This window comes from Rhizobium sp. Leaf371, assembly GCF_001424045.1.
Lineage (GTDB): Bacteria > Pseudomonadota > Alphaproteobacteria > Rhizobiales > Rhizobiaceae > Ferranicluibacter.
Genome location: NZ_LMQB01000023.1, coordinates 647,748 through 666,432, shown reverse-complemented (window position 1 = coordinate 666,432; position 18,685 = coordinate 647,748). Strand labels below are relative to the sequence as shown.

Annotated in this window: 18 protein-coding genes and 1 tRNA gene; 9 read left to right on the top strand and 10 right to left on the bottom strand. The window is 63.6% G+C overall.

Annotated elements, in window-relative coordinates:
• Window positions 1-8 precede the first annotated feature (8 nt).
• From ASG39_RS13900 to ASG39_RS13890, 3 genes are all read right to left on the bottom strand, one after another.
• Window positions 9-1,538, bottom strand: coding sequence for a sugar ABC transporter ATP-binding protein (locus tag ASG39_RS13900; RefSeq protein ID WP_244481228.1), 1,530 nt, complete (start codon window positions 1,536-1,538; stop codon window positions 9-11).
• A 101-nt stretch (window positions 1,539-1,639) separates the two neighbouring features.
• Entirely contained in the window at window positions 1,640-2,635 is a 996-nt protein-coding gene (gene rhaS / locus ASG39_RS13895) for a rhamnose ABC transporter substrate-binding protein (protein WP_062595521.1), read from the bottom strand.
• A 36-nt stretch (window positions 2,636-2,671) separates the two neighbouring features.
• On the bottom strand, window positions 2,672-3,484 hold the full coding sequence (locus ASG39_RS13890) for a DeoR/GlpR family DNA-binding transcription regulator (RefSeq protein WP_062595520.1): 813 nt from the start codon (window positions 3,482-3,484) through the stop codon (window positions 2,672-2,674).
• A gap of 200 nt (window positions 3,485-3,684) precedes the next feature.
• Here ASG39_RS13890 and ASG39_RS13885 point away from each other — a divergent pair, with 200 nt between their 5' ends.
• Both ASG39_RS13885 and rhaI read left to right on the top strand, forming a co-directional pair.
• Window positions 3,685-5,784, top strand: a complete 2,100-nt coding sequence (locus ASG39_RS13885; protein ID WP_062595519.1) for a bifunctional rhamnulose-1-phosphate aldolase/short-chain dehydrogenase — start codon at window positions 3,685-3,687, stop codon at window positions 5,782-5,784.
• 33 nt (window positions 5,785-5,817) lie between these two features.
• The gene (rhaI, locus tag ASG39_RS13880; RefSeq protein ID WP_062595518.1) at window positions 5,818-7,110 is read left to right on the top strand and encodes an L-rhamnose catabolism isomerase; all 1,293 of its coding nucleotides are present in this window, start codon (window positions 5,818-5,820) and stop codon (window positions 7,108-7,110) included.
• Between the two features lie 14 nt (window positions 7,111-7,124).
• On the opposite strand, the gene ASG39_RS23910 is transcribed toward rhaI, so the two are convergent.
• Window positions 7,125-7,283, bottom strand: coding sequence for a hypothetical protein (locus ASG39_RS23910; protein ID WP_156468144.1), 159 nt, complete (start codon window positions 7,281-7,283; stop codon window positions 7,125-7,127).
• A 195-nt stretch (window positions 7,284-7,478) separates the two neighbouring features.
• Between ASG39_RS23910 and ASG39_RS13875 the strand changes: the two genes are divergently transcribed.
• A complete protein-coding gene (locus ASG39_RS13875) occupies window positions 7,479-8,270 on the top strand; it encodes an EAL domain-containing protein (protein ID WP_062595517.1) in 792 nt (263 codons plus the stop codon).
• 19 nt (window positions 8,271-8,289) lie between these two features.
• On the opposite strand, the gene ASG39_RS13870 is transcribed toward ASG39_RS13875, so the two are convergent.
• A complete protein-coding gene (locus ASG39_RS13870) occupies window positions 8,290-8,973 on the bottom strand; it encodes a Crp/Fnr family transcriptional regulator (RefSeq protein ID WP_062595516.1) in 684 nt (227 codons plus the stop codon).
• A 171-nt stretch (window positions 8,974-9,144) separates the two neighbouring features.
• A complete protein-coding gene (locus ASG39_RS13865) occupies window positions 9,145-9,387 on the bottom strand; it encodes a hypothetical protein (protein ID WP_062595515.1) in 243 nt (80 codons plus the stop codon).
• Between the two features lie 278 nt (window positions 9,388-9,665).
• Between ASG39_RS13865 and ASG39_RS13860 the strand changes: the two genes are divergently transcribed.
• A complete protein-coding gene (locus ASG39_RS13860) occupies window positions 9,666-10,601 on the top strand; it encodes a GGDEF domain-containing protein (protein WP_062595514.1) in 936 nt (311 codons plus the stop codon).
• A 97-nt stretch (window positions 10,602-10,698) separates the two neighbouring features.
• Here the strand turns inward: ASG39_RS13860 and ASG39_RS13855 are convergent, their stop codons facing one another.
• Window positions 10,699-11,703: an inorganic phosphate transporter gene (locus ASG39_RS13855; protein ID WP_062595513.1), complete on the bottom strand. Its 1,005-nt coding sequence runs from the start codon at window positions 11,701-11,703 to the stop codon at window positions 10,699-10,701.
• Window positions 11,703-12,347 carry a DUF47 domain-containing protein gene (locus ASG39_RS13850; protein WP_062595512.1) on the bottom strand — a complete coding sequence of 215 codons (645 nt, stop codon included), beginning with the start codon at window positions 12,345-12,347 and terminating at the stop codon, window positions 11,703-11,705. The genes ASG39_RS13855 and ASG39_RS13850 overlap by 1 nt, the downstream gene beginning before the upstream one ends.
• A gap of 92 nt (window positions 12,348-12,439) precedes the next feature.
• Between ASG39_RS13850 and ASG39_RS13845 the strand changes: the two genes are divergently transcribed.
• Complete coding sequence (locus tag ASG39_RS13845; RefSeq protein WP_062595511.1) at window positions 12,440-12,997, top strand: NUDIX hydrolase; 558 nt, start codon at window positions 12,440-12,442, stop codon at window positions 12,995-12,997.
• 74 nt (window positions 12,998-13,071) lie between these two features.
• Here ASG39_RS13845 and ASG39_RS13840 read toward each other — a convergent pair whose 3' ends face one another.
• On the bottom strand, window positions 13,072-13,302 hold the full coding sequence (locus ASG39_RS13840) for a hypothetical protein (protein WP_062595510.1): 231 nt from the start codon (window positions 13,300-13,302) through the stop codon (window positions 13,072-13,074).
• A 120-nt stretch (window positions 13,303-13,422) separates the two neighbouring features.
• Window positions 13,423-13,512: transfer RNA gene (locus tag ASG39_RS13835), tRNA-Ser, on the bottom strand.
• A 368-nt stretch (window positions 13,513-13,880) separates the two neighbouring features.
• On the opposite strand from ASG39_RS13835, the gene ASG39_RS13830 reads away from it, so the two are divergent.
• The 4 genes from ASG39_RS13830 to ASG39_RS13815 all read left to right on the top strand — a co-directional run bounded on the left by ASG39_RS13830 (window position 13,881) and on the right by ASG39_RS13815 (window position 18,542).
• On the top strand, window positions 13,881-14,192 hold the full coding sequence (locus ASG39_RS13830) for a hypothetical protein (protein ID WP_062595509.1): 312 nt from the start codon (window positions 13,881-13,883) through the stop codon (window positions 14,190-14,192).
• A gap of 155 nt (window positions 14,193-14,347) precedes the next feature.
• Window positions 14,348-15,004, top strand: coding sequence for a peptide-methionine (S)-S-oxide reductase MsrA (gene msrA / locus ASG39_RS13825; protein WP_062595508.1), 657 nt, complete (start codon window positions 14,348-14,350; stop codon window positions 15,002-15,004).
• A gap of 163 nt (window positions 15,005-15,167) precedes the next feature.
• Window positions 15,168-16,067, top strand: coding sequence for an AraC family transcriptional regulator (locus ASG39_RS13820; RefSeq protein ID WP_062595507.1), 900 nt, complete (start codon window positions 15,168-15,170; stop codon window positions 16,065-16,067).
• A 261-nt stretch (window positions 16,068-16,328) separates the two neighbouring features.
• Window positions 16,329-18,542, top strand: coding sequence for a TonB-dependent siderophore receptor (locus tag ASG39_RS13815; protein WP_062595506.1), 2,214 nt, complete (start codon window positions 16,329-16,331; stop codon window positions 18,540-18,542).
• Window positions 18,543-18,685 lie beyond the last annotated feature (143 nt).

Genomic DNA, 18,685 nt, shown 5'->3' with positions numbered 1-18,685 from the left:
TGTACTCCTCACGCGTTGCCGGTGGCGGCGCGGACCAGAATTTCCGGCGTCAGCCCGGCACGCGCATGGATGCCGGCCGACAGGCCTTCCTTCATCACCATCACCCGGTCCGACATGCCGAGAATCTCCGGCAGTTCCGACGAGATCATCACGATCGACAGGCCTTCGGCGGCAAGCTCGCTGATGAAGGCGTGAACGGCGGCCTTGGAGCCGATGTCGATGCCCTTGGTCGGCTCGTCGAGAATGATCACCTTCGGCTGCGTCGCGAGCCATTTGCCGATGACCACCTTCTGCTGGTTGCCGCCCGACAGCGTACCGACCGGCACGGAGAGGGCGGCGGCGCGCAGGTCCAGCCGCTCGGCATATTTGCGGGCGAGCGCGAACTCGTCGGCCAGCCGCAGGAAGCCGGCGCGCGACGTCCGACCGAGCGAGGGCAGCGTCATGTTCTGGAAGATCGGCATGGGCAGCGCCAGCCCGTGGCGGCCGCGCTCCTCCGGCACATAGACGATGCCGGCCCGGATCGCGTCGCGCGGCGAGCGGATCGTCACCGGCCGGCCCTCGATCTGCACCGTGCCGCTCGCCGGCGCCGTGATGCCGAACAGCGACTGGCAGAGTTCCGAGCGCCCGGCGCCGATGAGCCCGTAGATGCCGAGGATCTCGCCGCGGTGAAGCGTGAAGGAGATATCGTGGAACTCGGTCGGATGGCAGTAGCCGGAGACGTCGAGCACCGGCGCGCCGGGTGCCACCGCGACCTTCGGAAAGGCGTCGGCCACGGTGCGGCCGACCATCAGGCGGACGATGTCGTCCTGCGCCGTCGCTGCCAGCGCGCCATGTCCCACCGCCTTGCCGTCGCGGAAGACCACGTAGTTCTCGGCGATCTCGTAGACCTCGTCGAACTTGTGGCTGATGAAGAGGATGGCTTTGCCCTGGCGTTTCAGGTCGCGCACGATCCGGAAGAGATCGTCGATCTCCTTGCGGGAGAGTGCTGCCGTCGGCTCGTCCATGATGACGATGCGCGCCTCGATCGACAGCGCGCGCGAGATCGCGACCAGATGGCGCTGCGCGATCGACAGGTCCTTCAGCCGGATCGTCGGCTCGATCGTGCTTTCGAGCGAGCGCAGGAGATCGCGCGCCCGCCCGTTCATGCGCGTCCAGTCGATGGTTCCGAACCGCGTGCGCGGCGCATGGCCGAGAAAGATGTTTTCGGCCACCGTCAGCTCGTCGAAGAGCACGGTTTCCTGGTGGATGGCGGTCACGCCGGCGTCGATGGCGGCCTGCGCGTCGGAAAAGGTGACGGGCGCGCCGTCGATCCGGATCTCGCCCTCGCTCGGGCGGTAGATGCCGGTCAGGATCTTCACCAGCGTCGACTTGCCGGCGCCGTTCTCGCCGATGAGAGCGGTCACGGTGCCCGGATAAAGCGCGATATCGACGCCGTCGAGCGCCTTGACGCCCGGAAAGATCTGCGAAATGCCGCGCATTTCCAGAATGGCGGGCACGGCCAAGCGATCCTCGGCGACGGGGTGTTGAAGGGCCATCATGTCCATGTCCGGTCGGAAAGAGAGGACCGGCGGCACCCTTGGGCGCCGCCGGATTGTCTGGTCACGTCATCCTGGCATCCTTGCGGGCCAGAAGGCCTCGCTCAGAATACCTTGGAGAACTGGTCGATGTTTCCGGCATTGTAGACGAAGGGGTCGGCCATGGCGGCTTCGCCGTTCTCGCCGACCTTGATCTTGCCCATGCGGCCGGCTTCGATTTCCGAGCCCGGCGCACCGTCCGTGTCGCCCTTGACGAGGTGATAGGCGATCTGGGCGGCGGAGTAGCCGAGATCGATCGGGTTCCAGATCGCGAATTCCTTCGTCGCGCCGGACTTGATGGCGCCGGCCATTTCGGAGGGAAGGCCGAGACCGGTCACATAGACCTGGCCGATCTTGCCCGCATCCTTGACGGCTTGCGAGGCCGCGAGAACGCCGACCGTGGTCGGGGCGACGATGACCTTGACGTTCGGATTGGAGGTCATCAGGCCTTGCGCTTCGCGGTAGCTCTTGTCCGAAAGGTCGTCGCCATAGACGGTGGTGACGAGGTTGAGGCCGGGGAAGTCCTTCAGCTGCTTCTTCATTTCCTCGATCCAGATGTTCTGGTTCGTGGATGTCGTCGTGGCCGAGAGGATGGCGAAGTCGCCCTTGCCGCCTTCCAGATGGTCCTTGGCGAGCTGCAGGCACATCTTGCCGATCAGCGCGTTGGAGGACGGGTTGAGCTGCAGGATGCGGCCTTCGGGTGCCACGCCCGAATCCCAGGAAATGACCTTGATGCCGCGCTGTGCGGCCTTCTTCAGCGCCGGGACGACGGCGTCGGGGTCATTTGCGGAAATGGCGATGGCGTTGACGCCCTGGGCGATCAGCGCATTGATCACCTCGATCTGGCCTTCGGCCGTGGTGCTGGTCGGGCCGGTATAGATGATCTCGACATCGCCGAGTTCTTTGGCCGCTTCCTGCGCGCCCTTGTTGGCGGCCTCGAAGAAGCCGTTGCCGAGCGATTTCACGACGAGGCCGATCTTGACCTCGGCGGCATGTGCGGCAGAGCCGAATGCGGCCATGGCGAACACCACCCCGATGGCAAGCTTTTGTGCGAGTTTCATGCTGTCTTCCTCCCAGTTGACGATAAGCCCGGCCGCTCATGCGACCGATGCGGTATGATCCTTCGTATCCGACGCCGTCACGGGAACCGTGACGAGCTTCACCCCCGCGGCCTCCACCATGCGCACGGCCTCCTCAGACACGGCGCTGTCGGTAATGATGGTGGAAACGTTTTCGAGCGGGCAGAGAATGAGGCTGGAGCGCCGCGCGAACTTGCCCGAGTCGATCATCACGACCAGCTCGTCGGCCTGTCGCATCAGTCGCTGCTCGCTCTGGATCACCAGAGCGTCGGACTCCATGATGCCGAGGGCGCTCGCCCCTTGCGCGCCCACGAACATGCGGCGCGCCGAGAAATTCCGGATGGCATCGTTTTCGAACGGCGACAGGATCAGGCTCTGGTCGCGATAGATCGTGCCGCCCGGCACCGTCACCGTGCATTTGGAATGCTTGACGAGATGTTCGGCGATCGCAAACGAGTTGGTCATGACCTGCAGCCGGCGGGCCGCCATGAAGTGCACCATCTGGAAGGTCGTCGTGCCCCCGTTGATGATCACGGCGTCGCCCTCTTCGCAGAGATCGACGGCCATGCGGGCGATTGCGCGCTTTTTATCGGAATTGATCGATTCGGAAACCCTGAAGGGTCGCGCCGCAAGATTGCCGATCTGCGGCGGGTGCACGGCTTCCGCACCGCCGCGAACCCGGCGCAGCTTTCCCTGCACATGCAGCGAGGCGATGTCGCGGCGGATCGTCGCCTCCGACGCGTCCGTCAATTCCGCAATATCCTGCACCGTCACCACAGGTTTTTCCTGGACGGCGCTCAAGATGATGCGATGGCGTTCGCGTTCGTGCATGGATGTCTCCTCGACAGCGAGTTATGCGAATTCCGCAGAGGCTGTCAATCAATAACGATCAGAATTTTCTATATTGCGCTGCACAATGAACATTTATGATCGAATATGATTGACATGGCAGCGTCTCCTGCGCGATATCGTCGTCAACACGGGGCCGACCTGCGTCCAACGCAGGGGTTCCGATCACATGGGAGGATGACATGTCGGAACAGAGCCACCGTCTCGAAAGCCGTTGGGATGACACCGTTGCCAAGGATCTCGATGAGCCGGGCAAGCTTCTTTATCGCTCGAACCTTTTGGGCGCCGACAAGCGCATCACCAATTACGGCGGCGGCAACACGTCGGCCAAGGTGACCGAAGCCGATCCGCTGACGGGGGAGCCGGTGCGCGTCCTCTGGGTCAAGGGTTCGGGCGGCGATGTCGGCACGATCAAGCTCGACGGCTTTGCGACGCTCTATCTCGACAAGCTGGAAGCGCTGAAAAACCTTTACACCGGCATTGCCGATGAAGACCGCATGGTCGGCTTCCTGCCGCACTGCACCTTTGCGCTCAACCCGCGCGCGGCCTCCATCGATACGCCGCTGCACGGTTTCGTGCCCTTCGCCCATGTCGATCACATGCACCCCGACGCGATCATCGCCATCGCGGCGTCGAAAAACTCGCGCGACCTGACGAAGGACGTCTTCGGCGACGAAATCGGCTGGCTTCCCTGGCGTCGTCCGGGCTTCCAGCTCGGGCTCGATCTCGCGGCCTTCGTTGCCGAAAACCCGAATGCCAAGGGCGTCGTGCTCGAAAGCCACGGCCTCTTCACCTGGGCCGACGACGCGAAAGCCTGCTACGAGCTGACGCTCGACATCATCAACCGCGCGATCGACTGGTTCGCAACCAAGACCGAGGGCAAGACCGTCTTCGGCGGCGCGGTCACGACCAGCCTCGATGAGACCCGCCGCCGTGCCATCGCTGCGCGGCTCATGCCGGAGATCCGCGGTCGCATCGGCCGCGAGGAAAGGAAGCTCGGTCATTTCGACGATCAGACGGCCGTGCTGGAATTCGTCAATTCGGCCGACCTGAAGCGTCTCGGCGCGCTCGGCACTTCCTGCCCGGATCATTTCCTGCGCACCAAGATCCGCCCGCTGATTCTCGATTTCGATGCAAAAGCCGAAGGTGGTATCGATGCGGTGGTTGACCATCTCGATGCGGCGCTCGAGGCCTATCGGGCCGATTACGCCCGCTATTACGAGACCTGCCGCCACGACAATTCGCCGGCCATGCGCGATCCGAACCCGGTGATCTTCCTCATTCCCGGCGTCGGCATGCTGTCCTTTGCCCGCGACAAGGCAACGGCCCGGATCGCAGCCGAATTCTACGTCAATGCCATCAACGTCATGCGCGGCGCCTCCACCGTGTCGGACTATCAGGGCCTGCCGGAACAGGAAGCCTTCGACATCGAATACTGGCTGCTCGAGGAGGCCAAGCTCCAGCGCATGCCGAAGCCGAAAAGCCTGGCCGGCCGCGTCGCCTTCGTCACCGGCGGTGCCGGCGGCATCGGTCGCGCCACGGCCACGCGCCTGATCGCGGAAGGCGCCTGCGTCGTGCTCGCCGATATCGACCAGACCGCGCTCGACGGCGCGCAGGCCGATTTCGCCAAGCGCTACGGTGCCGACGCCGTGCGCAGCGTCAAGCTCGACGTCACCGACGAACATCAGGTGGCCGAAGCGTTCACGCGCGGTCTCGTGGAGTTCGGCGGCATCGATATCCTCGTCTCCAATGCCGGCATCGCGTCCTCCGCCCCGGTCGAAGAGACCGATCTCGCCATGTGGAACCGCAATATCGACATTCTCGCGACCGGTTACTTCCTCGTCTCGCGCGAGGCCTTCCGCCTGTTCCGTCGCCAGAAGCTCGGCGGCAACGTCGTCTTCGTCGCCTCCAAGAACGGTCTCGCCTCCTCGCCGAATGCCTCGGCCTATTGCACGGCGAAGGCTGCCGAGATCCATCTCGCGCGGTGCCTTGCGCTCGAAGGGGCCGAAGGCGGCATTCGCGTCAACACGGTCAATCCGGATGCGGTGCTGCGCGGTTCCAAGATCTGGGACGGCGAGTGGCGCGAGCAGCGCGCGGCCTCGTCCAAGATCGAGGTCAGCGATCTCGAGGAGCATTATCGCAAGCGCTCCATGCTGAAGGTCAACATCCTGCCCGAGGACGTCGCCGAAGCCATCTACTTCCTCGCCTCCGACCTGTCGGCCAAATCGACCGGCAACATCATCAATGTCGATGGCGGCAACGCGCAGAGCTTTCCGCGCTAGAGCGTATCAGGACCAAGGGAGGAGGAGACCATCATGACCGATCACCGTATCGCGCCCGACCTGATCGCCGGGCATAACGAAAGCCGTGCCGCGGCGCAGGCTGCGGATTATCAGGCGCTCGGCGAGCATCTGTCGCGCCGGGGCATCGACATCGAGGCCGTGACGCAGAAGGTGTCGGCCTTTCATGTCGCCGTCCCCTCCTGGGGCGTGGGCACCGGCGGCACGCGCTTTGCCCGGTTTCCGGGCATCGGCGAGCCGCGCGGCATCTTCGACAAGCTGGCCGATTGCGCCGTCATCAACGAGTTGACGCGCGCGACCCCCGGCGTTTCCCTGCATATCCCCTGGGACAAGGCCGATCCGGCCGACTTGCTCGCGGCAGCGGAGGGCTACGGACTGCATTTCGATGCCATGAACTCCAACACCTTCTCCGACGCGGAAGGCCAGGCGCTATCCTACAAGTTCGGCTCGCTCAGCCATGCCGATGCGGGAACGCGGTCGCAGGCGGTCGAGCACAATCTCGAATGCATCGAGATCGGCCGCGCCATCGGCTCGAAGGCGCTGACGGTCTGGGTCGGCGATGGCTCGAACTTCCCCGGCCAGAGCCATTTTACCCGCAGCTTCGAGCGATACCTCGCCTCGATGGGCGATATCTATGCGGCTCTGCCGGACGACTGGCGCCTGTTCTCAGAACACAAGATGTACGAGCCGGCCTTCTATTCGACGGTCGTGCAGGACTGGGGCACGAGCTACCTCATCGCCTCCACGCTCGGCCCGAAGGCCCAGTGCCTGGTCGATCTCGGGCACCATGCGCCGAACGTCAATATCGAGATGATTGTTGCCCGGCTTACCCAGTTCGGCAAGCTCGGTGGCTTCCATTTCAACGATTCGAAATATGGCGACGACGATCTGGACGCAGGCTCGGTCGATCCCTATCGCCTCTTTCTGGTGTTCAACGAACTCGTGGACGCTGAGCATCACGGCATCCGCGACTTCGACCCGGCGCACATGATCGACCAGTCGCACAATGTCACCGATCCGATCGAGAGCCTGATCTCCAGTGCCAACGAGATCCGCCGCGCCTATGCGCAGGCCCTCCTCGTCGATCGCGCGGCCCTGGACGGATATCAGGACGAAAACGACGCCTTGATGGCGTCGGACACGCTGAAGCGCGCGTTTCGCACGGATGTGGAGGCGATCCTCGCTGAAGCGCGCCGTCGTCAAGGCGGGGCGATCGACCCGATCGCCGCCTACCGCAAGAGCGGCTATCGCCAGAGGATCGGCGCTGAACGGCCGGCAGCGCGCGCCGGAGGTGGCGGTATCGTCTGAGCAGTGAACGCCGGTCAGGGCGTCTGTTGGGTGGTTCCCGCCGGCGACGGATCCCGCACCTCGCCGGGGCTCGACACGAACAGGTAGACGCCGGCGAGCACGGCGCCGGCAAGGAGGAGCGTGATGACGAAGGTCATCATCCTTCTGAAAGCCGGTGCCCGATGGTCTGCCATTGCGTTTTCCTTTATCGATTCTGAAGCGTCAACACGCCAGAGGCGGATGCTGTTCCCGCACCTCCGTCGATTCCGTGCCGACCCTTGGTCTGCAACCGTACGGAGAGCGTGATCGGCACACTCAAGACGCGCACCTTAAGACGGCGTTCACATCGGTAGCGTTTTATCGGGCCCAACGAGAGTTGGGGAAGTTCAATGCCATCAACCTGCCAGGGATGTCGCGACGGCGCGGATTTCCACATACCGTTTTCCATGGCGTTCCAGCCGATCGTCGATGTCGCGACGAAGACAACGTTTGCCCACGAAGCGCTGGTCCGCGGTCTGGCCGGCGAGGGCGCCGGCACCGTTCTCTCCGCCGTCGATACCCAGAACCGGTATGCCTTCGATCAGCAGTGCCGGGTGAAGGCGATCGAACTCGCCTCCCGGCTTTACGGCACGCAGAGCGATGTCGGCCTGTCGATCAACTTCCTGCCCAATGCCGTCTACGAGCCGCGCGCCTGCATTCGCCTGACGCTGGCGGCCGCTGCGCGAACGAAATTCTCGCCGAAGAACATCATTTTCGAATTCACCGAAAGCGAGATCCTGGACACGGCGCATATCCTCAACATCCTGAACACCTATCGCGAGATGGGCTTTCGCACGGCGATCGACGATTTCGGCGCGGGACATGCGGGTCTGGCGCTGCTGGCGAAATTTCAGCCCGACATCGCCAAGCTCGATATGGACCTGATCCGCAATATCGACACCGACGCGGTCCGCCGGACCATCGTTCGCCATACCGTGGCCATGCTGCACGATCTGGGCGTCACCCCGCTTTGCGAGGGCATCGAGACGGCAGGCGAGGCGCGCGCGCTCGAAGATCTCGGCGTGCGGCTGATGCAGGGCTATTTCTTCGCGCGTCCAAGCTTCGAAGCGCTCGCCCAGCCCGCGCCGGGATCGATGGCGCTCGGGCAGCCGGCATTCGCGCCCATGGCGACTGCGCACTGAGGCATGGACGGGCGCTTCGTCATCCGATGACGCGCTTGTATTCGGCCTCCGCAAAGCCGTAGGAGCCGCCCGCGAGCCGTTCCAGACCCGGGCGGTCGCGCACGGTCACGGTGCCGCGGCTGGAGCGGATCAGATTGTCCCCCTCCAGGATATGCAGCGCCGTGGTTACGCTCGGGCGGCGCACGCCGAGCATCAGCGCCAGAAAATCATGTGTGAGCGACAGGTCGTCGTCGCCGGCGCGGTCATGGGCCATGAGAATCCAGCGCGCCAGCCGCGCGTTGATCGTGTAGCGGGCATCCGCCAGCGCCGTAGAAGCAACCTGCATCATGAAGATATGCACGAACTTCATCAGCACGCTGCGGATCGAGGGATGCTCCCTGAGCACGCGGTCGAGCCCCTCCGCGCTGATGCGCAGCGCCGGCCCGCCGATCTGCATGAAGGCCTGGTGGGGTGCTTCGCCGATGCCGAGCAGAAGCGGCAGGCCCGAAAGCCCCTCCCGCCCGACGCAGCCGATTTCCACCCGCTGTCCGCTGGAATCCCGGATCACCTCGGAGGAGAGGCCACCGAGAAAGAAGTAGGCATACGAGATCTTTTCGAAAGGCTGATAGAGGATTTGCCCCTGCGCCAGATCGATCTCTTCGAGTTGGCCGAGCATGATGTCGAGATCGGGCGGAGACAGGGAAGCGAGAAGGCCGTTCTTCATGGAGATGGTAGGGTCTCTGGAAAAATAAAAGATGTCAGCGCGTTATGCGAGATCGGCATTATCCAAGAGTGCCTGCCGGTTTGCAAAGGCATGCGGCGATTGGTCAAGTACCGTACGGACGCTGCGCGCTTGGCGGGAACAATCCGTTTTGCCGGTCGAGGTTCCCTCGGGCTACGGCAAAATATCGTCCATGGCCTCGTCATAGGTAACGGAGGCGACGACGTCCCCGGCCTCGTCCCGGATCTGGATCGATGTCAGTTCGAGCTTGCGTTCGATCTTCAGATGTTCCGCCGCGATCTCCCGGATCGCACGCTCCGCTTCGCGCCGCGCTTCCGCGAGCGAGGCGACGTCCGCACCGTCGAGATCGTCCAGCACGGCGTTCCGCTCGACGATCTGAAAGTAGTATCTTGGCATGCGCACACGGGCTCCCCGATCTGCTTCGGCCGCTCGCCGATCCTCCGCAACCGGGGATGCTGTGGATAGTTCCAGCGGCAAGCAAGGTTGGTTAAGGCCAGCCTGTCAGCGTCGCGAAAACCCGGGCCTGCAGGCACACCCTTGTTTTGCGCACCGTGATGTGAACGACAATCTCCGTTCGGATTGCACATTCGTGCTTGATCCTTTGTTCATGCGCGCGCTGTAATCAGAGGGTTACCCCTCGGTGAGGAACGGAAGCCTTGGTCGATAATGAAGCAATGCTGCATCTGGCGCATCTCATGGATGGCACCGACGTCATGGTCGCCGTCTATGATCAGGACGATCGTCTGCGCTTTGCCAATGCCGCCTTTCGGGCCGCCTGGCATATCGCGGAAGAGGAGCACCCGCTCTGGCCCGATCTGATGCGACGGAATTTCGCGGCGCGCCGCGGCACCGTCATCGCGGCGGAGGATTTCGAGGCCTGGCTGCGCTCGGTGACGGGGCGACGCGGCAAGACCGGCTTCCGCGCCTTCGAGACCGATCTTCACGACGGCCGCTGGCTCTGGATGACGGAGACCATGCATGCCGACGGGTGGATGCTCTGCGTCGCATCCGACATCACGTCGCTCAGGCCGGACGAGCGCGAGTTGCGCCAGGCCCGCGACATGGCGATCAAGGCGTCGGAAACCGATGACCTGACCGGCATCGCCAGCCGGCGATTCGTGATGTCGAAGCTCGATGCGCTCGTGAAGACGACGTCGGCCGCGCCTCCGGCGCCCACCGGACAGATCGCGTCGGTCGGCTGTATCGCCGTCCTCGATATCGACAATTTCAAATATATCAACGATCGCTTCGGCCACAGCATCGGCGACGCCGTGCTGAAGAATTTCGCTGCGACGATCCAGCGGCTCGTGCGCAAGACGGACGTGCTCGGCCGCGTCGGAGGTGAGGAATTCGTGCTGGTTCTGCCGAACACGACGACCTGGGAAGCGGAGGCCATCCTGTCCCGCATGTTGACCGAGGTGCGCCAGTCCCGCCCGGTGCGCGAACAGGCGAGTTTTCGCTACACCTTCTCGGCCGGACTTGCCGGCGCACGGGCAGGCGACGATCCGGCCGATCTCTACAGGCGTGCCGATCTGGCGCTTTATGCCGCCAAGATGCGGGGCCGCGACCAGATCGGCATCGATGCTGAGGGGCCCCGGGCGACGGGGTAGCTCGTTGACCGACGTTTCCAGCCGCGCGGCCGATCGTCCAGGCTTTCAGGCCAGGCTTTCAGGCCAGGCTTTCAGGCCAGGCTTTCAGGCCAGGCTTTCAGGAAAGCAGCACGCCCAGCCCGTAGAATGCCGCCGAGATGAGCGCTGCCGCCGGCATGGTGACGACCCAGGCGATGACGATGTTGCCGGCCAGGCCCCAGCGGACGGCCGAGACGCGCCGCGCGGCGCCGACACCGATGATCGCGCCGGTGATGGTGTGGGTGGTGGAGACGGGAATGCCGAGCCAGGTTGCGCCGAACAGCGTCAGCGCGCCACCCGTTTCCGCGCAGAAACCCTGCATCGGGTTCAGCCGCGTGATCTTCGAGCCCATGGTATGGACGATGCGCCAGCCGCCGAGCAGCGTGCCGAGCGCCATGGCCGATTGGCAGGTGATGACCACCCAGAACGGCACGTAGAAGCTCGATCCGAGATAGCCCTGGCTGAACAGCAGCACGGCGATGATGCCCATCGTCTTCTGCGCATCGTTGCCGCCATGGCCGAGCGAATAGAGCGAGGCGGAGATGAACTGCATGACGCGAAACGTGCGATCGACGGCAAAGGGCGTCTGGCGCACGAAAACCCAGGACACGGCGAGAACCAGGACCAGGGCGAGAAAGAACCCGATGGCCGGCGACAGGAAGATGGCGCCCACCGTCTTGCCGAGACCGCTCCAGACGATCGACGAGAAGCCGACCTTGCTCAACCCGGCACCGACCAGCCCGCCGACCAGCGCATGCGAGGAGCTGGAGGGAATGCCGAAGATCCAGGTGACGATGTTCCAGACGATGGCGCCCATCAGCGCGGCGAAGATGACGAGCGGCGAGACGATGCCGGGATCGATGATGCCGGTGCCGAGCGTTTCCGCGACATGCAGGCCGAAGAACAGGAAGGCGATGAAATTGAAGAACGCGGCCCAGAGGACGGCATATTGCGGCCGCAGCACGCGCGTCGATACGATGGTGGCGATCGAATTGGCCGCATCGTGAAGCCCGTTGAGGAAATCGAAGAACAGGGCGATCGCGATGAGGCCGACCAGCAGCGGAAAAGCCAGCGAAGCGTCCATCAGACGTTCTCGATCACGATGCCGCTGATTTCATTGGCAACGTCCTCGAACCGGTCGACCACCTTCTCCAGCTCGCCATAGATCTCGGCGCCGATCATGTAGGCCATCGCATTGCCCGAAGCGCCATGACGGCGGAACAGATCCTTGAGCCCCTGTTCGTGCAGCTCGTCGGAGCGGCCCTCGACCCGCGTGACATCCTCGGCGATGACGCTCAGACGCTGCGCATTGGCGCCGACCTTGTCGAGCAGCGGAATGGCCTGGGCGATGAGGTTTGCCGCCTTGACGATCTCGCCGCCCATCTCCCGCATCACGGGATCGAATTCCGTCTGCTCGAACAGGCGGATGGTTTTCACCGTCTTGTGCATCATGTCGATGGCATCATCCATCGACTGGATCAGATCCTGGATGTCGCTGCGATCGAACGGCGTGATGAAGCTGCGGCGCACGGCAAGCAGCACGTCGCGCGTGATCGCATCCGCCTTGTCCTCCAGCGCGACGATGCGCGCGCAGTTCTCGTCCAGCGCGATGCCGTTGAGCAGGTCGCCGAGCGCGCCGGCCGCCTCCACCACCAGCCGCGAATGTTCGGCGAACAGATCGAAGAACCTGTCTTCGCGGGGCATCAGCTTTCGGAATATGCTCATCATGTCGGTCGGGCCTGCAGCATTATGTCAGTGTCACAAAACTGTCATAAATGGTATCCGCACCCTCAGGCAACGCAGAGCGTCGATTTGACGGCATGAAACTTCCAAAAAAGGTTACGAAGAAGCAGACGAACCAGGCCGGTCATCTGCTGCAGCAGCTGGCCACCATGCCGGCGAAGCTGTTTCAGGGCAGCTTTCGCCAGCAATATGGCGCCGTCTGCTTTCGCTATGTCGGAAGCGGCGACGCGATCGAGATCCTCGTGATCACGACGCGGGAGAGCCGGCGCTGGGCCATTCCCAAGGGCTGGCCGATGAAGAAGAAGAAGCCGTATCGCGCGGCGGCGATCGAGGCCTGGCAGGAAGCCGGCGTCCGCGGCCGCACGCGCAAGAAGCCGATCGGCCGCTACACCTATCTGAAATGGCTCGATGACGGCGACGTCGCGCCCTGCATCGTCGATCTCTTTCAGATCGAGGTGAAAAGCATCAGCGACGACTTCAAGGAGCGCGGCGAACGCGTGCTTGCCTGGGTCTCTCCCGACGAAGCCGCCCGGCGCGTGCGCGAGATCGAGCTGAAGTCGATCCTCGTGGAGTTCAAGCCGCAGGGAACGCGCGAGACGGCGCCCGCAGGTCCGGGCAGAAGCAAGAATCCCTGAGACGTGTTATGCCGCCTGCGTGACGGTAGAGAGCGGACAAGGCGTCTGCGTCGCCCGCTCCTGTTCGAGGTCCGTCAGGACGAAAAGCTCACCCGGACCCCACGCTGCCGGAAATACGCCTGCATCATCTTGCGGCCGGAGCGATTGTTCTGTGCGAGCTTGGCGGAGTCGAACACCGCTTCCGTCGCGCCCTCCCGCGCAAGCGCTGCCTTGAGGCTCGCAATATGCACGTCGATATCGGCATTGTCCGACTGGAGCGACGCATAAATCTTCTCGGTTACCTCGGCTACGGTCTGTTCGCTCACACTCTCTGTCCCTTGCTTCACGAAAACGGTCCGATAACACGATTTCCGAAATCGCCATACCGCAGACTGCCGATCCACAGGCATTGCGCCGCGGAGATGAACGAAGAGGAGAAAAAAGACTGGCGGACAGGGCGGGATTCGAACCCGCGGTACGCTCTCACGCACACACACTTTCCAGGCGTGCGCCTTAAACCACTCGGCCACCTGTCCGTGATATCCGTCATCGCTGGTTTAGACGATGAGCGTGTTGCGCGGATGGCGAGAGATCGCGACCGGGTGCAACGGTTCACTGAAAACCCTGTAAAGGGAAAATCCTGCGAACGGCGCGATATATACCGATGATCTCACCGCGATCAACCGAAATCTGACAGATTTTTCCGATGGGCCCCGAGCACTTCTCAAGCTGCGCGAAGCCGGCCCGAGGCCGGTTGCTCCGGCTTGCCATTGCGCTTGCGCGGCGGCAACCTATCTTTAACGGGAAATGCGCTGCCAGACGGAAGAGACGCCGCGCGGGCGTTCCGGCGGGACGAGGTCGATTCGGCCGGGACGGGCGGCAGGCAGGATAGCGGAAACAGGTGATGGCAATTCTCTTCAGGCTGCTGAGCGGTCTCGCCTTGATCGCCGCGATTGTTGCGGGAACCGTGGATGCGATCCGCTCGGTTGCGGAGACGGCCGTGGTCGTGACGCCGCTCGGGATCGCGGTGGCATCCGTCAGCGCATCCTGGCTGGAGGCGGTGGAGGCACTGGAGCGGCCGGGCGGCGATTTCGCCATGCTGCAGCCGGTCGTCCGCTGGTGTCTGCAACAGCCGGCCTTTGCGGTCTTTCTGAGCCTGGCGCTGCTGTTCTGGATGGCCGGGTATCGCAGGACGCGCAAGCCCCGATTGGCCTGAACTGGCTGGCCTAAGGCGGCTTGCGAAAGACGGTTTCGCGCAGGTCCGGATGCCGGCAGGCGACAAGCGGCCGATCGACGCGCACGCTCGACACGTCTGAGACCTGACGTGATTTAAATCTTCGAACGATCATCTTGAAAGGGAGACGAATCTCAATGTTTCTGACCGAGCTTTTCAGCAAGAAGACCACCATGCCCGAGCCGCAGAATGCGCTGCCCGGACGCGAGACACCCTTGCCGACCGCCACGCACCACGCCGTCAACGGGCAGCCGCTCCAGGGGCCCTATCCCGAAGGCATGAAGACCGTGCTGCTCGGCATGGGCTGCTTCTGGGGCGCCGAGCGCCTGATGTGGCAGCTGCCGGGCGTCCATGTCACCGCCGTCGGCTATGCCGGCGGCTTCACCAAGAACCCGACCTATCAGGAAACGACGACGGGGCTGACGGGCCACACAGAGGTGGTTCTCGTCGTCTACGATCCCAAGCTCGTCGCCTTCGGCGAAATCTTGAAGGTGTTCTTCGAAGAACATGACCCGACACAGGGCATGCGCCAGGGCAACGATGTCGGCACCACCTACCGGTCCGCCATCTATGTCGGGGACGAGGCGCAGCTCGCCGAGGCGAAGACCGCGCGCGACGCCTATCAGGCCCAGTTGAAGAAAGCGGGCCACCGGGAGGCGATCACCACGGAGATCGCGATGGCCGGCACCTTCTATTTTGCCGAGCCCGAGCATCAGCAATATCTGGCCAAGAACCCCAACGGCTATTGCGGCCTGCGGGGAACCGGCGTGAGCTGCCCAGTGCCTGCCCTCTGATGTCCGGGATGTGATCCGTCCATGAACACGCCGCCCGCGCGCCGTCGCGGGCGGTAGCATCGCGTTCGCCGTCAATGTCGCCCGGCATTGCATCCTTTGACGCTTCTGCCTATAAACATGACAATAACTTTCATGTTTAACCCCGGATGCCGCGACAGCGCTGATGACCTTCCAGCCCAGGATGAACAACAGGATTTCCGGTTTCGACCAGATCGGAACCTGGAACCGGCGCATCTTCAATGGCGCCGTCGCCGACCTCTGGGACGTGCAGTGCGCCCGGCTGGCCGGCGGTTCCTATGTTGCCGATGCGCCGCGCCTTTTCGCGGTGCTCGAAACCACCGGCGACCCCACCCGCAGCCTTGCCATGGCATCGATCGGCGCGGGCGCCGCACGAAGAGGGGAGAGCGACCGGCCGGGTTCGCCCTGCCGCCGCCTGTCCTACATTCCCGCCGGCATGGAACTGCGGGCCGAGCTTGAGGGCATCCGGGCGATCCGGCATCTCGATCTTCATTTCGACATTTCCGCGCTCGGCCAGCGCATGGGCAGCCAGCTCGATCCTTTCATGATCGAGCAACCCCGGCTGATGTTCGCCGATCCGCGGCTTCTGGCCCTTGCCGATCTGCTTGCGGCCGAATGCGCCGATCCCGATCCGCTGCACGATCTCTATGGCGACGGGCTGGCGCTCGGACTGTTCATCGCGCTGATGCGCGTCCCGCCATCCGGGCGACGGCTGCGCGGGGCGCTCGCGCCCTGGCAGCTTCGTCGGGCGACAGAATTCATCGAGACCCATTGCCTGCGCGGCATCCGGCTGGAGGAACTCGCCGACCTCACCGGCCTATCCCAGTCGCATTTCAGCCAGGCGTTCAAGGCCTCGACCGGCATGCCGCCGCACCAGTGGCAGATGAAGGCGCGGATCGAGCGGGCCAAGACCCTGCTCGTGGCCCGCACGGCGAGCCTCAGCGAGGTCGCGGCCATCACCGGCTTTGCCGATCAGGCGCATTTCACCCGCGCCTTCCGCAAGATGTCGGGTACCACGCCGGGCCGGTGGCTGCGCGGCCGCTAGAATGGCGGGCACAGCGGTAGAAACAGGATTGAGAGCCTGTGTCAGGGCAGGTCGCGCCCGCGTGGCGGATTTACCGCAGTTCCCGTCCCGTTTCCGCTCCGCACGGACATCGCCTCGGAATCGTTCAAAATCCGCAAAACGGATCAATCCGGCGGCGGGTATTTGCGCTATCCGAAACATGAGAGATTTCCTCATCTTCATGAGGCGATCGTGTGAAGGGAACAGGGGCGTTCCCAAGGTCGGCGAGACGAGGGGACAGAGATGACGGGGACGATCGATACGCTTCAAAAGCAGCGCCGGAACTTGAGGGCTCGCCTGCTGGCCGGAACCGCAGCCTGGGCCGTGATGCTCGGCGCCGCGGCGGCGTCGGCGCAGGAGCAGCCGGCCAGCACGGCGCAGGGTTCAGGCCAGCAGCCGACACAGCTCGATGCCATCGTCGTTCGCGGCGGGCAGGCAACCACCCAGTCGGCAACCGGCCCCGTCGATGGTTATGTCGCCCGCGACACGACGGCGGGATCGAAGTCTGCGGCGCCGCTCAAGGCCGTTCCGCAGTCCGTCTCCGTCATCGGCCGCCAGGAGCTCGACGATCGCGGGGTCGTGACCAAGATCGACGAAGCTCTGCGCTACACGCCCGGCGTCACCACCGAACCCTTTGGCTCCGATCCCGATACGGACTGGTTTTACATCCGCGGCTTCGATGCCACGCAGACCGGCGTCTTCCTGGATGGCCTCAATCTGTTTTCCTATGGCTTCGGCGGTTTCCAGACGGATGCCTACATGCTGGAGCGCGTCGATGTCTTGAAGGGCCCGGCATCCGTTCTCTATGGCGGCGCAAACCCCGGCGGCATCGTCGATCTCATCCGCAAGCGGCCGCAGGACGAGGCGCTGACCGAGGTCGAGATCGGCATCAACAACTTCGGCAATGCCTTCTTCGGCTTCGACGTCAACCGGAAGGCCAACGACGCCGTGACCTATCGCGTCACCGGCAAGGTGGCCGGCGGCGACAATTATTCGGATTATTCCGAGGATCTGCGCGGTTTCCTGATGCCGCAGATCACCTATGCCCCGGATGACGCGACATCGCTGACGGTCTATGCCGTCGCGTCGTCGCTCGATCAGACCCATGTCGGCAACGGCTTCCTGCCCTATGCCGGAACCGTCGTGGATGGCCCGTTCGGCGGCAAAATCGATCGCGATTTCTTCTTCGGCGAGCCGGATCGCGATTCCGGGCGCTACGACCAGCAGATGATCGGCTACGCGTTCGCCCACGAGTTCGACAACGGCTGGAAGCTGTCGCAGAACCTGCGCTTTGCCCATCTCGACAAGGTCGAGGAGCTTGTCTACCCCTATGCCTATAATCCGGTGACCAACGATCTCGCCCGGCTCGGCTTCAGGCACGACACCGGCGTCGACAGCTTCAATGTCGATACGCGGCTGGAAACCACCGTCTCGACGGGGCCGCTCGATCATGCGCTGATGATCGGCGTCGATTACAAGAACGTCAAGATCGATCAGGCGCAGGCCTCCGCCTTTCCGGCCTCGGATCTCGATCCGCTCGATCCGGTCTACGGCGTGCTGCTCCCGGCCTATTTCACCTATCTCGACGGCGTGACGCGGCTGGAGCAGGCGGGCCTCTACGCGCAGGATCAGATCCGCTTTGGCGGTGGCTGGCTCCTGACGCTCAACGGTCGCTACGACTATGTCGATATCGAGAACCGCTCGCGGCTGGCGACAGGATCCTATTCCACCCGTGACGGTGCGCTTAGCGGACGGGCAGGCCTCGCCTACGCGTTCGATAATGGTCTGACGCCCTATGTTTCCGTTGCGACCTTCTTCAATCCGCAGATCGGCACGCTCGCCGGCAGCGGCGGTGCGCTCGAACCGGAGGATGGTTATCAGGTCGAAGGCGGGGTCAAATACGAGCCGACCTTCTTCGACGGCTCGCTCACCGCGTCGGTCTACCAGATCGTCAAGCAGAACGTGACGACGACCTATGCCGGCCCGCCCTCCTTCCAGCGGCAGCTCGGCGAGGTCACGTCCACCGGCTTCGAGCTCGAGGGCAAGGCCAATCTGAGCCAGAACTGGCGGATGCTCGCCAGCTACACCTACAACGATCTGGAAATCACCGAGGACGGCGACGCGTCGCTCATCGGCAACCGGCCGTTCCTCGTGCCCGAGCAGCAGGCGTCGCTCTGGATCGAGTATATGGTCACCGAAAGCGCGCTCGAAGGCATCAGCATCGGCGGCGGCCTGCGGTATCAGGGCCAGTCCTTCGCGAACATGACGAATACGCTGAAGGTCCCCGATGCCGTGGTGGCCGACGCCGCCATTCGCTACGAGAAGAATGGCTGGCGCGCCGCGCTCAACGTCGCCAACCTGTTCGACAAGGACTATGTGAAGAGCTGCCAGGGCGAGTTTACCTGCGGCTATGGCGAGCAGCGCACGGTCACGCTGAAGCTCAGCAAGTCGTTCTGAAATCCTGCCTCACCAAAGATCGAAGGCCGTCGCGGAGGATCACGCGACGGCCTTTTCGCGATTTCGACCGGGTGCCCCATCCGGGACCGTCATCGATTTCTATGCTCTGTCTATTTTTTACCAGTTGAAAAATTTCGGGTGTA

Excerpts from the sequence above, each read along its gene's own strand:
- ASG39_RS13900 (WP_244481228.1), bottom strand. The coding sequence starts at position 1,538 with ATGATGGCCCTTCAACACCCCGTCGCCGAGGATCGCTTGGCCGTGCCC.
- rhaS (WP_062595521.1), bottom strand. The coding sequence starts at position 2,635 with ATGAAACTCGCACAAAAGCTTGCCATCGGGGTGGTGTTCGCCATGGCC.
- ASG39_RS13890 (WP_062595520.1), bottom strand. The coding sequence starts at position 3,484 with ATGCACGAACGCGAACGCCATCGCATCATCTTGAGCGCCGTCCAGGAA.
- ASG39_RS13885 (WP_062595519.1), top strand. The coding sequence starts at position 3,685 with ATGTCGGAACAGAGCCACCGTCTCGAAAGCCGTTGGGATGACACCGTT.
- rhaI (WP_062595518.1), top strand. The coding sequence starts at position 5,818 with ATGACCGATCACCGTATCGCGCCCGACCTGATCGCCGGGCATAACGAA.
- ASG39_RS23910 (WP_156468144.1), bottom strand. The coding sequence starts at position 7,283 with ATGGCAGACCATCGGGCACCGGCTTTCAGAAGGATGATGACCTTCGTC.
- ASG39_RS13875 (WP_062595517.1), top strand. The coding sequence starts at position 7,479 with ATGCCATCAACCTGCCAGGGATGTCGCGACGGCGCGGATTTCCACATA.
- ASG39_RS13870 (WP_062595516.1), bottom strand. The coding sequence starts at position 8,973 with ATGAAGAACGGCCTTCTCGCTTCCCTGTCTCCGCCCGATCTCGACATC.
- ASG39_RS13865 (WP_062595515.1), bottom strand. The coding sequence starts at position 9,387 with ATGCCAAGATACTACTTTCAGATCGTCGAGCGGAACGCCGTGCTGGAC.
- ASG39_RS13860 (WP_062595514.1), top strand. The coding sequence starts at position 9,666 with ATGCTGCATCTGGCGCATCTCATGGATGGCACCGACGTCATGGTCGCC.
- ASG39_RS13855 (WP_062595513.1), bottom strand. The coding sequence starts at position 11,703 with ATGGACGCTTCGCTGGCTTTTCCGCTGCTGGTCGGCCTCATCGCGATC.
- ASG39_RS13850 (WP_062595512.1), bottom strand. The coding sequence starts at position 12,347 with ATGATGAGCATATTCCGAAAGCTGATGCCCCGCGAAGACAGGTTCTTC.
- ASG39_RS13845 (WP_062595511.1), top strand. The coding sequence starts at position 12,440 with ATGAAACTTCCAAAAAAGGTTACGAAGAAGCAGACGAACCAGGCCGGT.
- ASG39_RS13830 (WP_062595509.1), top strand. The coding sequence starts at position 13,881 with ATGGCAATTCTCTTCAGGCTGCTGAGCGGTCTCGCCTTGATCGCCGCG.
- msrA (WP_062595508.1), top strand. The coding sequence starts at position 14,348 with ATGTTTCTGACCGAGCTTTTCAGCAAGAAGACCACCATGCCCGAGCCG.
- ASG39_RS13820 (WP_062595507.1), top strand. The coding sequence starts at position 15,168 with ATGACCTTCCAGCCCAGGATGAACAACAGGATTTCCGGTTTCGACCAG.
- ASG39_RS13815 (WP_062595506.1), top strand. The coding sequence starts at position 16,329 with ATGACGGGGACGATCGATACGCTTCAAAAGCAGCGCCGGAACTTGAGG.